Below are 14,467 nucleotides of genomic sequence, written 5' to 3'. Positions count from 1 at the left end.
GCAGATGGAATAAAAATGGAGTATAGAAGATTTTTAGAAAATAATTAAAATTTGTTCTATTTGTTCTATATGTTCTGCTTAGAAATGTTATAGTATAGACTGGAAGATCTGAAAACAGATTTCCTCCACTAAATATTGACGGCCGCCGGCTCTTACCAGTCGGTGGCTGATTTTCTACCCTGGAAGTGGCTTGAAGTCCTGCAAAGCTATATAGCCGCTAAAAAAACTTAACCCTATAGTAGATAAGTTCTTGCTTAATTGCGAGGGCTTTTCTTATATCCCAAAAACAGAAAGGAAGTGATTTTCATGGGAAGACCATTAAAAATTAAGTCTCCAGAGGAGATGGAACGGCTATGGCAAGAGTACAAGCAGGTATGTGATGACCAGGAGGTTCTTACCCATGAGTTCAGTTCCAAGAATAGTGAGTTCGTATCTGCTAAACTAAAGCGGAGCATTACATACACGATTGAGGGATTCTGTGTATACCTGGGAATAGCCCGGTCGAAATTCTATGATACTTATGCGAGTAAAAAGAGGTATGGGGACATCGTCACGCGCATAAGAGAGGAATGCGAGGCAGACGCCCGCCGCAAGTTCGAGCTGCAGGTGATCCCGTCGCAGCTGGCCGGCCTCTGGATGAGCAAATACGGTTATACCACGAAGGTGGAGAACAATCTATCCGGCGGCCTCGATACTGAAAAGAGTAAGCTGGACGACCTGATCGGGCAGATGCGGGGAGGTGGTTCTACCTCATGAGTTCAGAACGATTACTTTTGTCAGAGAAGTACAAAGCATTTCTAAAGTGTAATGCTCCCGTCGAATTTCTTGAGGGAACTTAACTACCTACGCTGGCAAGACCACGGTGGGCCTGTTTAAGTTTATGCTTAAGGTCGCCCAGTCCACCAAAAAGCTGCACATCATCGCGGCCAAGGATACCGGCACCGCCGAAAAGAACATCATCAATAAGGATTTGGGAATCATTGACGACTTCGGGATCCTGGCTGAGTACAACGGCAACGGATCTAAGGACGATAAAATTCCACATATCCTGTTTCACACATCCAGCGGTGATAAGGTCATATATGTGATGGGATACGGCGATAAGACTAAGTGGCAAAAGGCTCTTGGCGGCCAGTACGGCTGCCTGTACATCGACGAGATCAACACAGCAGACATTGAATTTGTGCGGGAAGCATCTATGCGTTGTGATTACATGATGGCGACGCTTAACCCGGACGATCCGAGCCTGGACGTCTATAAGGAGTATATCAACTGCTCCAGGCCGCTTCCAGAATGGGAGGAAGAGACACCACAAGAAATTAGAGAAGAACTGAGAGAGGAACCAAAACCCGGTTGGGTGCATTGGTTCTTTTCTTTTACCCATAACCTGGGTCTCTCGAAGGAGAAGCTGGATCAGATTATGACGAACACGCCGAAAGGCACGAAGATCTGGAAGAACAAGATTCAGGGATTGCGAGGGAAGGCAACCGGCCTGATCTTCAGCAACTTCGAGCGATCTAAGCATGTCATAACCAAGAAGCAGGCTAAGGCGTTTGTTAAGGATCCCAACAACAAGCACCAGACAGAGTGGTTTATTTACTTCTCAGCCGGCTTGGACACTGCATACTCCCAGAAGTCTCCAGACACGATCTCGATGAGCTTTATTGGGATCACCAATAAGGGAACCTGTATTGTCCTGGACGAGAAGGTCTACAACAATGCGGAGCTTGGAACGCCGCTGGCTCCCACGGACACGGTCCGGAACTTCATTGATTTTCTGGAGCGCAACCGGCAGGAATGGGGCTTTGCGCGGGATACTTTCATCGATAACGCCGATCAGGCGACAATAACCGAGTTCCTGAAGTACAAGCGCTTGAATGGCTGCATCTATAATTTCAACGACGCCTGGAAGAAGGAGCAGATCATTGACAGGATCAACAACCAGCTGAACTGGTTTGCCGATGCCGGCAGCCAGCCGTGTTTCTACATTGTGGACACCTGCAAGCATTATATTCGTGAGCTGGAAGTATACAGCTGGTTGGAGGACAAGGACAACACGCCGGAGGACAAGAACGATCATATGGTCAACAGCGTGCAATATGCCTGGCTGCCGTATGAGGTCAAGATCGGCATAGGAAGGAGGAAGCCTGATGGGCTGGTTTAAGAGCATGATTACAGGGATCCTGAAGCTGATTCCTGCAAAGAAACGAAAGATTGTGATCCAGGAGCCTCTTTCCTTCCAGGAGAACGTTCTGAAGAACAAGATCTGGTACCGCGGGGAACCGGCAGAGCTGGAGCAGTTTTTCAAGAAGACAACGGATCTCGGCTATGACATGGCGAGATTCTGGGCGGCAGTTCCCTTCCGCAAAGTTCGAAAGATCCACAGCGGGATAGTCAGCATTGTTGTGGATCGGTTTAAGGACATTGTCACCGAGGATATGGACGAAATCAGCTTCGGTGAAGAAGGAGAGATCCAGGAGATCAAAGAGCGGTGGGAGCTGATCGCAGACGAGAACAACTTCATCAATGTTCTGGGGGAGGCCGTGGCCGGCGCTTTATCATCTGGTGATGGAGCATTCAAGATCAGCCTGGACGAGGTCAGTCAGTACCCAGTGATCGAGTTTTACGAGGCTGATACCGTGGACTTCCACTATCGTCGGGGCCGCCTGCAGGAGATCCTTTTCTATACGCCGTTTAAGGACGGAGAGAAGGAGTACCGCCTGGAGGAGACCTACGGTAAGGGGTATGTCACATACCGGCTACTGGACGAGGCAGGCAAGGAGGTGCCGCTGGATACTCTGGGGGGGACAGCGATCTATGAGGACACCGGATTTGATGGTGATTTTATCATGGCGGTGCCGCTTGTGATCTTCTCCTCCAACAAGTGGAAAGGCCGGGGAAAAGCGCTGTTCGACACTAAGAGCGACAACCTGGACGCGTTGGACGAAGTAATCAGCCAGTGGCTGGACGCGATCCGGAAAGGCCGGATTAATCGGTACATACCGGAAGATATGATCCCCAGGGATCCGAAAGATGGACACCTGATCGATCCGAACGATTTTGATAATGATTACATAGCTATTGGATCTATGCGCAAGGAGGACAACGGAAACAAGATTGAGATCTCACAGCCTCAGATATCCTACGAGGCATATGTCAACAGCTATTCCTGTTTTCTGGATCTGGTCATTCAGGGTATCATATCCCCGGCCACGCTGGGGATCGACCTAAAAAAGAATGACAATGCCGAGTCCCAGCGCGAGAAAGAAAAGATCACGATGCATACCCGGAACAAGATCGTAGACGTCTTAACTCAGGTGATCCCTGAGTTGGTGGCTGCCGTCCTGATGACTCACGATAACATGACAGGCCAGGCCATCGGGAAGTATGAGCCATCCGTAAAGTTTGGCGAGTATGCCGCTCCGGATTTCGACAGCACGGTGGAAACCGTCGGAAAGGCAAAGAACTACGGCGTTATGAGCACTGAGAAGGCCGTAGACGAGCTGTACGGAGACACCATGACCGATGAGGATAAAGCCGAAGAAGTCAAGCGTATCAAAGATGAACTGGGCCTTACCGAGAAGGAGGAACCCAGCGTGGCGGGCTATGACGGAATGGAGGGGGCCTTAAATGAGCCAGGACCAGGAGAAGAAGAGTAACGCCTATGATCTCCGGACGGTCCTGGAGGAGATAGAACTCGACCTGATCCGGAATCTCCAGCGCAACCTGAAACGGCATGAGAAAGAAGAGGAGGAAGAGGGATTTCGCTGGGAGATGTGGCAGAAAGCGAAGCTCCGGAACATCGCAAAATACCGGAAGAAGAATAAGGAGATTGTCGGGGAGCGCAGCAAGGAGATTGAGGATCTTATCAACAAGACCTTGCAAGAGAGCTTTGACACGGCCGAAAGCCTGATGGAGAAGCTGTTTCGCAAGATTAAATCATTCTTCACACGCCGCGGAATGAAGTATCCGAAAGACATAAGCAACCGGGGATTGGAAAAGCGCGAGTTGCCCGAAGATAGTTTTTTCGACGTCAATGAGAGTAAGATCGACGCGCTGCAGAAGACTGCAGAGAAGGCACAGGAGCCTCAGAAACAGCCGGAGGAAAAGCCGCTACCAGCTGATGCGTATGTACCAGAAGGCAAGGAGAAGGAGCTAACCAGAAAGGATAATGACCAGAAGCTTGATGATCTCAAGGTCCAAGTCAACAAGGACATGAAGGAGGCCGAGGGAGCCATCTGGCGCCGTATGGATGATATCTACAGGCAGACGATCTATAAAACCGAGCTGTTTATGGTCGCCGGCGCGAAGTCTTTAGATCAGGCGATTGACATGGCGACAAAGGAGTTTCTGGACGGGGGAATCGACTGCATCGAGTACAGCAACGGGCGCCGAGTGAATATTGCCAGCTACGCAGAGATGGCGCTGCGGACAGCGTCTCAGCGCGCGACGTTCCTGGCAGAGGGCAAGAAGCGGGACGAATGGGGGATCCACACCATTTTCGTTTCGGCTCACGCTAATACCTGCCCGAAGTGTGAACCATGGCAGGGTAAAGTGCTGGTTGATGATGTATTCAGCTCCGGGACAGCTGCCGAGGCCGCAGAGCTGGGAGTGCCCCTCCTATCAACAGCCATGAAGGCCGGACTGTTGCACCCGAACTGCCGACATACACTGGCAACTTACTTTCCTGGTATCACGATCCTTCCGAAAGTTCCGAACAAGGACAAGGCCCTAAAGACTTATGAGGCCGAGCAGAAGCAGCGGGCATTGGAACGGAAGATCAGGAAGGCGAAACGCAAAGTTGCCGGAGCCTGTGACAATGACAATATCCGCAGGGCCCAGGCTGAGGTGAGAGAGCTACAGAGACAGATCAGAGCGCATCTGGACCAGCACCCGGAGCTGAGACGAGAGTACAACCGGGAGAAGTTAAGAAATTGAATTATGTCCTGTCATACGACGAGAAACTGGGCGGACATCACAGAATCAGGTGGTGCAACCACGAGAAAAAGCGAAGAGGAAGGATGAGAAGTATGCAGAGAAAATTTTTAGAGGATTTAGGGCTTGCGAAGGAGGCCATTGACAAGATTCTGGACGCGAATTCAGCAGACATCGGCAAGGCAAAGGGTGATTATGACGATCTCAAGAAACAGCTGGCGTCCTCAGAAAGCCAGATCAAGGAGAGGGACAAGCAGCTGGAGGAATTAAAAAAGACGGCAGGAGACAGCGCAGAGATGCAGAAACAGATTGCGGATCTCCAGGCAGAGAACACGGCGGCCAAGGAGAAATACGAAGCAGAGATGAAGGATCTGAAGCTGTCAACGGCTATCAAACTTGCAGTTGGAGAGAGCGCCCAGGACGCGGATCTGGTAGTCGGACTGTTTGACAGATCGAAACTGATCCTGTCTGACGATGGCAAGATTACGGGGCTTGACGAGCAGATGAAGACGATTAAAGAGTCAAAGCCGTTCCTGTTTAAGGAGAGCAACCCGAAACCTACGGGATTCCGGCCATTGGGGGCAAGCCAGCAGAATCCGAAACCAAACAATGACGACGGCAAGGTGAGCATGAAATCAGCCATTGAGGCAAGGATCGCGCCGCAGCTGTCACAGCAGACTAATTAAGGAGGACTATTATGCCAGTAACATTAGAAGAAGCAAGGAAGAACGTGCAGGACGACCTGCAGATGGGAGTTATTGACGAGTTCCGGAAATCTAACTGGATTCTGGATCACATCACGTTTGACGATGCGGTTTCCCCGACAGGCGGCGGAGCCACACCGACTTACAGCTACACGAGACTTAAGACACAGCCGACGGCTCAGTTCCGTGCCATCAACTCGGAGTACACGCCCAGCGAAGTAACGAAGGAACGTCACTCTGTAGACATCAAGGTGTTTGGTGGAGCCTACCAGATCGATCGTGTGATTGCTAACATGGGCGGTATTGTATCCGAGGTTGAATTACAGCAGTCTCAGAAGATCAAGGCAGCGCAGGCGCTGTTTAACGACACATTTATCAACGGTGACGAGGCTGTGGATACAAATGCTTTTGATGGCCTGGAGAAAGCCCTGGCCGGAAGTTCAACGGAGTATAACACGGGAGATACAGTAATTGATCTTTCTACTTCCCAGCTCGTCACGGATAACTTCCAGTATTTTCTCGACATGCTGGACGAATTCCTGCGCGGCCTGGACGGGGAACCTTCCTTCATCGCAGGTAATACGAAGTTAATCTCGAAGCTCCGGGCCTGTGCCAGAAGAGCGGCCATGTACCAGGTGACAAAGAGCGACTGGGGAACAAATGTGGAATCTTATGGCAATATCCCGTTTGTGGATCTGGGAGCAAAGCCGGGTACCAACGATGATGTCGTAAAAATAGATACAGCCAAAGGGACTACGTCTCTGTACGTGGCGCGGTTATCCATGGACGGCCTGCATGGCGTATCGTTTGCAGGAATGGCCCCAGTGCAGACCTGGCTGCCTGACTTTACGACTGCCGGAGCGGTAAAGACCGGTGAAGTCGAAATGAATGCCGCTATCGCCCTGAAAGCGTCTAAGGCCGCGGGTGTATTTCGGAACATCAAAGTTAAATAAGGAGGACAAGACATGAAGGTACATGCACCGAACAAGAATTATACGGGGGTCTCGGCCAGCGTAGCGTTCTGTAATGGCGTGGGCGAGACTGAGGATCCGTATCTGTTGGAGTGGTTTAAGAGCCATGGCTACGAGCTTGAAGAGCCGCCAAAGGAAGAAACAGAAGAGGATCCAGAAAAGAAAAAGGCGGCAAGCAAGAAAGCCGGTGAGTAGTATGGCTTACGAACCATATGTAACACCGGATTATTATTTTGACGAGTACAAAGGATCCGTCTTGCAGGAATGCGCGGACATCAATCAGCTGCTCCGGAAGGCCAGCAGGCATATAGATTCCCTTACCTACAACCGGATTGCCAGTCGGGGCATTTCCGGCCTGACGCTCTTCCAGCAGGAGGTGATTCGTGAGGTTGTATGCCTCCAGGCGGATTTTGAGCATGAAAACGAGGAAGTTATTGAAACCGTATTGAGCAGCTACAGTATTAACGGGACGTCGATGCAGTTTACACAATCCTGGAACGTCTATGCAGACAAAGGCGTGGCTATGAAGAAGGATACATACGCTCTACTGTCCCAGACAGGCTTGTGCTGCCGGTTAGCGAGGTGAGGCCATGAAATACCCATGTTTAGTACCCAAACAGCTTTGCAGGACGGATATACACGTTGTACTGCATCAGGAAGGGCTGTCTGAATCTGGCGGTCCCCTGGTAGCGGCAGAGCTTGATCTTAAATGCAATTACCAGGACAGCGCCAAGATGACCATGGACACAGATCAGAAACTTGTCCGGCTGTCCGGCATTGCAATGTTCCCTGGCGATATCTGCCCGGAATTGCCGGTAATCAGCAGTGGTACGGCAACGATCTACGGGGCAGAACGTACCATCATGCAGGGGATCAAGGCTAGAAACCCGGACGGTACAGTCAACTACACGGAATTGAGACTGGTATGAAAGTTAATATCAAGGTGGAGCTGTATCAGGATCAGATTCGGAAGCTGACCAATGCAGTTACTCTGTCAGCAGAGCAGGCGGCCGAAGCCGTTAAGAGTGATGTTGATGCCAGCCAGGTAGTGCCTAAAAACACAGGGGAGCTGGAGCGTAGCGGATTTGTCAGAGTATCAAAGTCACGGTATCAGATCATATATGATACACCCTACGCCAGGCGCCTATACTGGCACCCGGAATACAATTTCCGGAAAGATAAGAATCCGAACGCTGGCGGATTATGGATGCAGCCTTACATTGATGGAGCGAAGAAGGACTTCTTCCGGAAGGCGTTCCAGGCCAGGTTGAGGGAGAATGCAGGAGGGCTAATTAAATGACACTGGAAGAGGTTAAGGACTGGCTGAAGACTGTTGTGGAGTCACCCAAGTGGTATGTGGGTAAGATCAATGGCAACGACAAGCAGTGCATCGGAGTCTATCTTACACAGGGGCCAGTGAGGCCCGTTCCCATCGGCGGCCTGGCAAACCGCACCTATGATACCAGGGCAGTGTCTATCCTGGTGCATTGGGGGAATGATGCTGTGCAGGCCGAAGCCAAGGCACAGGAGTTGTACGACGCTCTGTACGGTCAGACAGCGACGATTGCAGGCTGCCCGGCCGTAATGTTTGATATGCGGACAGACGCTCCAGTCGGTGTGGGAACCGATGAAAAAGGAATCTATGAATACGTAATCAATTTTGTAATTTATTACAGAAAGAAAGAGAGGTAGCTATATGACAGTGAGCACAGGTGTATTCCCGGTTTATGGCATGGTATTTGAAATCGGGACAAAAGGGAGAGAAAGCACAGAGCAGGACATGGTCGAGATCGCCGATTTGGAGAGCATGGAGATTACGATCGACGGCGGAGTCGAAAACTGGACACCAATGGATACGGAAGGCTGGGCCAGGGCTTTGATGACGGCTAAGAAGTTTAATGTCAGCTTAAAGGGCAAGCGCAGCATTGGGGACAAGGGAAACGACTACGTGGCAAGCGTAGCCTGGAAAGACGGGCTGGCCTGCAGCACAAAGGCAGCCATTAAATTTCCGGACGGCTCAAAGCTGGCCTACGACTGCGTATTGGATGTCAAGACCATTTACGGTGGAGAGTCTACCACTGTAGCGCCATTAGAGTTTGACACTGTTGGAGACGGCAAGCCGGTTTATACGGCCGGTTCAGCCGCTTAAGAGTAGGAGGAAAAACAGATGGGAAGAGCGTATGACATTGCAGAACGTATGAAAAACGGCATGGAGAAGCCGACGGTAAAAATCGACGATGACCACATCTACAATATCAACACCGGAAAGAGCGCGGTCCTGTATATCAACGCGGTATCACAGGACAAAGAGAAGGACGAATTCGAGAAAATGGACGAGGTTATCAAGGCAGCCCTCGGAAAAGAAGCACTTGACTATATCAATGACCAGGACATGGCTGTGGCAAGCATTGCCCTGATTGTGAATGTAATCATGGCGGCTATTGCAGATGTCTCCCTGGAGGAAGTGGAAGAGGTCGAGAAGAACCAGAAAAAAAGCAAACGCCAGTGAGTACTGGTATGACCTGTTCGAGGATTGGGAGTTGATTGAATCATCATTCGCCATGCAATATAACATCCGGCTGTCTCAGACTGAAATGGACTGGAAAGAGTTCTGTGTGCTGCTGTCGGGAATCATGCCTAAGACTCCCCTGGGGACCGTTGTAGGGATCCGAAGCGAGGAGAACAATGAAGTGCTGAAACACTATACGCGGGAGCAACACCGGATCCGGAATGAGTGGAGATCGAACCATAATCCTATGGACAGACTTACAGAAGATCAGAAGATTGACAAGGCCAGAGAGATGCAAAAGATCCTGGCTCAGGCATTTGGAGGAAAGGAGGGGTAAGACGTGGCAAATGACAGCGTAGGCAAAATCAGCCTGGATTTGGAAATACAATCTGACATCAACGGCCAGATCGAGGCAGTGACCTCGAAGATTGGCGGCCAGATTGAGAAATCGCTGAAAAAGGTTTCTGGCGCTGTGGACGCGGAGAAGATGATGCAGAATATGCATCAGGAGATTGAAGCGCTCATGCAGAATATCTCCCGCGTGATCGAAGCAGCGCTTAAGCGGTGTACGGAGTCAGCCAAGATGAATATCGACATCATAGGAGATCACTTAAACGCCATGATCGACCGGGCTATGGCGAGGATCACGAACGTGTTGAATCCATACAGCCAGACGGAAGAGCCGGCAGCCACGGGCGACACGAAGGCCAGGCCAATACAGCCCAGGGCGCCGCCTGTTGTCAAGGTCAAGGCTCCAGCTATTAAGATAGATTACACCAAGGACATGCTGGAGTCCCAGATGGAGCAGATTGACCAGGTGACCATGAACATCGGGAAACAGATCGACCTGCAGGAAGCAAAGCTGGCTGAGCTGAAAGCAGCTTATGAGCGAACCTTCAACGATGCAAAGAAGAACCGGATCCAAGAACAGATTCTGAAGACGGAAGGATCTATCATCTCCCTGAAAGGAAAATTGCAGGACCTGGGATTTCAGTATGACGCCCTGGAAAGAAAGGCTGCCTTAATCAAGGCGCCTGCAACAGCTACGGTTCAGGCACCCGCATCAGTAAGCGCAGCCCCGAAGATAGCAGGTATGGCAAATATCAGCAGTGCCCTGTCAAAAATCCAGACAGTTAGATCCGGGATTTCCGGTCTGCTTAGAACTATTGGCAGTGGTCTTGTATCTGGTGCCAAAACTGCGGCTTCTGCTGTTGGGCGCCTGTTCCAGACAATAGGGAGTGGCATTCCTAAAATCTTAAAGGCTGGTTCTGCTTTGTCAATATTTGGGAATCGTACGAAGAAGGCAGGAAAGCAGTCGCAGTCAGCACAGGGCGGAATGCACCGTATGCTGACAACTATGCTTCGGTATCAGATTATCATCCCAATCATCATGAGTGCGCTAAGGGGAATGGCTAAATCCTTGTTTGCGTCCATGAATGCGAACGAGCAGTTTAAGGCGTCACTGAGTCAGATCCGCTCTAACCTTAATGTGGCTTTTACTCCAATTTACCAGGCTGTCATGCCTGCACTGAATGCGCTCATGTCGGCTCTGGCAAGAGTTACGGGATACATAGCAGCGTTCGTAAGCCTGTTGTTCGGCAAAACGTTAAGCGGCAGCGTAGCGGCTACAAAAAGCCTTGTAGCGGCTAAAACAGCTATGGGGGCTTACGGTGACAGCGCTAAGAAGGCAGCGAAGGACGCCCAGGGCCTTACAACGGGAATTGACGAGTTGAATATCCTTCAGGCCAACAAAGACGATTCTGGAGGTGGTGGAGGCGGCGAAGCGCCGGAGATCACAGCGCCAGACATTGACACAACCCAGATGGGACTGATCGACACCATGGCCGAAAAAGTCAAGAGTGTTCTGGGCCAGCTTTTTAAGCCTATGAAAGATTCCTGGGAGGCAGAAGGACAGAGCGTAATTAACGCGGCCCAGTATGCTTTTGGTAACGTGATAGGCCTTGCTCAAGCTATGGGAAGAAGCTTCTTAGAGGTCTGGACCAACGGAACCGGTGAGCGGTTCTGCACGAATATCCTGCGGCTTGTTACCCTGGTGTTTAACGTGGTGGGTGACATAGCCGGAGCATTTAAACGAGCTTGGGAGGAAGGCGGCCGGGGCGATGCAGTAATCCAAAGTATTTTTGACCGGCTTAATTCTTGGCTGGAGCTGATCCACACGATAGGGGAGTCATTCCGCGATGTCTGGAACAATGGGACCGGGGAATCCATGATCGGCCATATCCTTGACAGCTTTACGCAGATTAACGACACCATTACCCACATACGTGATAATTTCCGGAAAGCCTGGGAGTTGGACGGAACAGGGACGGCTGTCATACAGAATCTGGCTGATATCCTGGACGGCCTACTGGGAACCGTTGATAGAATCACAAAATCTCTGTCTGACTGGTCGTCTAAGCTTGATTTTGCGCCGATCCTGACAGCATTTGAGCGCATGACAAAAGCCTTAAAGCCCCTGGGTGATAAGCTTGGATCGGGTTTGGAACTGCTGTTTAAAAACGTGCTGCAGCCATTAGGGAAGTGGGCACTGGAGGAAGCAATACCAGCAGCGCTCGACGGGATTGCCGAAGCGCTTGGATTGTTGAATTCCGTACTTGACAGCTTAAAGCCTGCCGGAGAATGGCTCTGGAAGAATTTATTGGAGCCGATGGGGAAATGGGTAGGAACAGCACTGGTCGACGATCTGCGCGGTATTAGCGATGCGCTGAAGACTGTGAATGACGTTTTGTCAGGAACCAGTCAGCTGAACCCCAAAGAAATCTTTGACAATCTGATGGGAGGCATAAGCAGGTTTAACCCGTTGAAGCCCATGATGGACCTGGGGAAAGCGATTGTTGATGGAATTATCGAAGGTATTAAATCCAGAGATATCATGGCAGGAGTAAGGGCGGCTTTTGAAAGTTTTCTTGCATCTGTAAAGGACTTTTTTGGAATCCATAGTCCGTCAACGGTATTTGCTGAGATTGGAGATTATCTAATCAAGGGTCTGTTGAATGGCATAGTCGGAGGCTGGTCCGGGCTGATTGAGAGTATCCAGGATCTACCAGGGCAACTGACGGAGTTATTCCGGTCTGGGTATGAGGGAGTACAGAATATTTTCTCTGGAATCGGCGACTGGTTTGATGGAAAGTGGGGAGAGGTCAAGACGGCTTTGGCTGGAGTTCCTTCCTGGTTTAGTGAGAAATTTACCTCAGCCAGAACGAAGGTGTCAGAGTCATTCCAGTCAATAGGTTCATGGTTCAGCGAGCGGTACACAGATGTCACCACAGCGTTTAGAAATTCGCCTACATGGTTTAAAAATACTTTCAACGATGCCTATAAGAAACTGACCGGAGTCATTCAGCCAATCGGAGGGTGGTTCTCTGGCAGGTATCAGGATGTACAAAATGCTTTTAAGGATTCGCCTATATGGTTTCAATCTACCTTTCAGAGTGCATATGACAATCTGACCACGGCAGTATCACCGATCGGCGGGTGGTTCAGTGATCGGTATGTCGATGTACAGAAGGCTTTCGAAAAATCGCCTGAATGGTTTAAGACGACGTTTGATAACGCTTATAAAAATATTACAAGCATATTCGAGCCCATAAAAAAGTTTTTTGAGGATATTGGGGAAGCAATTAGACTGGCTTTCAAAGGTGCTTTAAATGGCGTAATAGATTTGTTCAACCAATTAATCGGTTGGATAAATGAAAAAATGCATATTTCCTTTGATGGCCTCGAAGTAGCTGGACAAGAAATAATACCAGGATTCGATATTCAGCTTTTTAGACTTCCGATAATAGACAAATTGGCTCAAGGCGGATACGTTGGAGCAAATCAGCCCCAGCTTGCCATGATCGGTGACAACCGTCACTACGGCGAGATCGTAGCACCGGAGGATAAGATGCAGGCTATGGTTGATAAGGCCGTGGCGATGGCAGCCAGACCGGACGGCATGAGCGAGCAGTACTTAATCATTATGATTGACCTGCTAAAGAAGATCATTGAACTGATCGAGAACCTGGACTTGACTGTGAACATTGATATCCGCGAGATTAAAAAGAAACTGGTGGATCTGGAAAAGCGTTCCGGACTCACCTTAAGAACAACGTAAAGGAGGCGGTGCTGTATGGCAGTCATTACAATCAACGGCCGGGAGTTTCCGGCTCCCGACATTGGGGGAAATCTGGTTGTTGCTACAAACGTGAGTGACGGGAAGAATGCACTGGGGGAATTTATCGGCCAGCGTGTAGGCCGCGACCAGTACAAGTTTGAAAATCTCCAGTGGAAGTTTCTGCCGGCTGAGACTTGGGCGACCATGCTCCAGGAGTTTGACAAGTTCGTGGTGACGGCCAAAGTTCCCGATATGGTACATAACCGCATGATGACCATACGGATGTACCCGGGGAACCGGACGGCGACGCCGGCGGAGTTCGACCCTTCTGGCCTGCCGACGTTATACAAGGACTGTAAAGTAAACATTGTTGACTGCGGGGTGATGGAGTAATGCAGACGGCAAGCCAGGCGTATAAAGAGGTTATGAGAAATAAGTACAGGGACCCATTGTCCTATATCCGGGTGACAATCGGTGTTATTAACCAGGAAGCGCAATCATCGGCCTATGTGCCGCGCCCTGAAAATTACACCTATTACAGCAACCTGAAATGGCCCCTGGATAATTACCAGGTGCAGGAGCTGTATGCCACCTGTGATCAGGATTACACCGCGGTGGACGGCAGCATGTATTTCCTGCCTCGGGCCAGGGCGGATGTAGTCCTCAATCAGGGAATTGTGTCGGAGGATCTTCCGGGATCCATAGAGATACAGTTTCCCATCAGATATGACATTAAGGGGCTGACGGTCGAGTTTGGCCGGGCATACCCAGTAGATTTCCGGATTGAGTCTGATAATAAGACCGTTGAGATTGCCGGGAATGCCACGGGACATTTTGTGACAGAAGAAATTTTTGAGGGAGCAACATTCCTGCGGTTTGTGCCGGCTTCCATGGCCAATGGACAGAGCAGGTTCAGGATCCACCAGCTGACCATGGGAATCGGAATCTATTTTGATAACCGGAAAATCCTTTCAGCCACGAAGAAAGAGCATATCAGTCCGATTATGGAGGAACTTCCCACCCTGGACTTTGACATGACTATTGAAAACAAAGACCGTGCGTATGACGTGGAGAATGAGGAGAGTACAGTTAATTTCCTGGAAGCCGGGCAGGAGGTCAAGGTTCTGTACGGCCAGGAACTGGATAACGGGACGGTGGAGTGGCTGCCGGGTGCAACGGTGTATCTCAGGGAATGGTCAGCAGATGATGAAGAAATGAGCTTTACTGCAAC

The 14,467-nt window shown here is 50.2% G+C and carries 16 protein-coding genes and 1 pseudogene; all 17 read left to right on the top strand.

Annotated elements, in window-relative coordinates; translation table 11 throughout:
- Nucleotides 1-306: 306 nt before the first annotated feature.
- Nucleotides 307-756, top strand: a complete 450-nt coding sequence (locus tag NE473_RS29330; protein WP_118042960.1) for a terminase small subunit — start codon at nucleotides 307-309, stop codon at nucleotides 754-756.
- Between the two features lie 106 nt (nucleotides 757-862).
- On the top strand, nucleotides 863-2,164 hold the full coding sequence (locus NE473_RS29325) for a terminase large subunit domain-containing protein (RefSeq protein ID WP_349769259.1): 1,302 nt from the start codon (nucleotides 863-865) through the stop codon (nucleotides 2,162-2,164).
- The gene (locus NE473_RS29320) at nucleotides 2,151-3,659 is read left to right on the top strand and encodes a capsid protein (protein WP_256265509.1); all 1,509 of its coding nucleotides are present in this window, start codon (nucleotides 2,151-2,153) and stop codon (nucleotides 3,657-3,659) included. The genes NE473_RS29325 and NE473_RS29320 overlap by 14 nt, the downstream gene beginning before the upstream one ends.
- Nucleotides 3,631-4,938, top strand: coding sequence for a phage minor capsid protein (locus NE473_RS29315; RefSeq protein WP_256265508.1), 1,308 nt, complete (start codon nucleotides 3,631-3,633; stop codon nucleotides 4,936-4,938). The genes NE473_RS29320 and NE473_RS29315 overlap by 29 nt, the downstream gene beginning before the upstream one ends.
- A gap of 92 nt (nucleotides 4,939-5,030) precedes the next feature.
- Complete coding sequence (locus NE473_RS29310; protein ID WP_256265507.1) at nucleotides 5,031-5,621, top strand: phage scaffolding protein; 591 nt, start codon at nucleotides 5,031-5,033, stop codon at nucleotides 5,619-5,621.
- A gap of 11 nt (nucleotides 5,622-5,632) precedes the next feature.
- Entirely contained in the window at nucleotides 5,633-6,592 is a 960-nt protein-coding gene (locus tag NE473_RS29305) for a major capsid protein (protein ID WP_256265506.1), read from the top strand.
- Between the two features lie 12 nt (nucleotides 6,593-6,604).
- The gene (locus NE473_RS29300; protein WP_256265505.1) at nucleotides 6,605-6,805 is read left to right on the top strand and encodes a hypothetical protein; all 201 of its coding nucleotides are present in this window, start codon (nucleotides 6,605-6,607) and stop codon (nucleotides 6,803-6,805) included.
- A gap of 1 nt (nucleotide 6,806) precedes the next feature.
- Complete coding sequence (locus NE473_RS29295; RefSeq protein WP_256265504.1) at nucleotides 6,807-7,196, top strand: head-tail connector protein; 390 nt, start codon at nucleotides 6,807-6,809, stop codon at nucleotides 7,194-7,196.
- A 4-nt stretch (nucleotides 7,197-7,200) separates the two neighbouring features.
- Nucleotides 7,201-7,539, top strand: a complete 339-nt coding sequence (locus NE473_RS29290; protein WP_256265503.1) for a hypothetical protein — start codon at nucleotides 7,201-7,203, stop codon at nucleotides 7,537-7,539.
- Nucleotides 7,536-7,910, top strand: coding sequence for a minor capsid protein (locus NE473_RS29285; RefSeq protein ID WP_256265502.1), 375 nt, complete (start codon nucleotides 7,536-7,538; stop codon nucleotides 7,908-7,910). Before NE473_RS29290 ends, NE473_RS29285 begins: the two co-directional genes overlap by 4 nt.
- Entirely contained in the window at nucleotides 7,907-8,302 is a 396-nt protein-coding gene (locus NE473_RS29280; RefSeq protein WP_256265501.1) for a phage tail terminator protein, read from the top strand. Before NE473_RS29285 ends, NE473_RS29280 begins: the two co-directional genes overlap by 4 nt.
- Before the next feature lie 4 nt (nucleotides 8,303-8,306).
- Nucleotides 8,307-8,759 carry a phage tail tube protein gene (locus NE473_RS29275; RefSeq protein WP_256265500.1) on the top strand — a complete coding sequence of 151 codons (453 nt, stop codon included), beginning with the start codon at nucleotides 8,307-8,309 and terminating at the stop codon, nucleotides 8,757-8,759.
- 18 nt (nucleotides 8,760-8,777) lie between these two features.
- Nucleotides 8,778-9,119 carry a hypothetical protein gene (locus tag NE473_RS29270; RefSeq protein ID WP_256265499.1) on the top strand — a complete coding sequence of 114 codons (342 nt, stop codon included), beginning with the start codon at nucleotides 8,778-8,780 and terminating at the stop codon, nucleotides 9,117-9,119.
- A gap of 31 nt (nucleotides 9,120-9,150) precedes the next feature.
- Nucleotides 9,151-9,456: a Gp15 family bacteriophage protein gene (locus tag NE473_RS29265; RefSeq protein ID WP_493341215.1), complete on the top strand. Its 306-nt coding sequence runs from the start codon at nucleotides 9,151-9,153 to the stop codon at nucleotides 9,454-9,456.
- 3 nt (nucleotides 9,457-9,459) lie between these two features.
- Nucleotides 9,460-13,236 carry a phage tail protein gene (locus NE473_RS29260; RefSeq protein ID WP_256265498.1) on the top strand — a complete coding sequence of 1,259 codons (3,777 nt, stop codon included), beginning with the start codon at nucleotides 9,460-9,462 and terminating at the stop codon, nucleotides 13,234-13,236.
- 15 nt (nucleotides 13,237-13,251) lie between these two features.
- Nucleotides 13,252-13,629: a hypothetical protein gene (locus NE473_RS29255; protein WP_118077913.1), complete on the top strand. Its 378-nt coding sequence runs from the start codon at nucleotides 13,252-13,254 to the stop codon at nucleotides 13,627-13,629.
- Nucleotides 13,629-14,467 (top strand): annotated as a pseudogene (locus NE473_RS29250) (hypothetical protein); the annotation flags it as partial. The gene NE473_RS29255 and the pseudogene NE473_RS29250, both read left to right, overlap by 1 nt.

The sequence above is a fragment of the Hungatella sp. SL.1.14 genome (assembly GCF_024460495.1).
Lineage (GTDB): Bacteria > Bacillota > Clostridia > Lachnospirales > Lachnospiraceae > Hungatella > Hungatella hathewayi.
The sequence above is the reverse complement of the archived record's forward strand: the minus strand, read 5'-3'. Positions and strand labels throughout refer to the sequence as shown.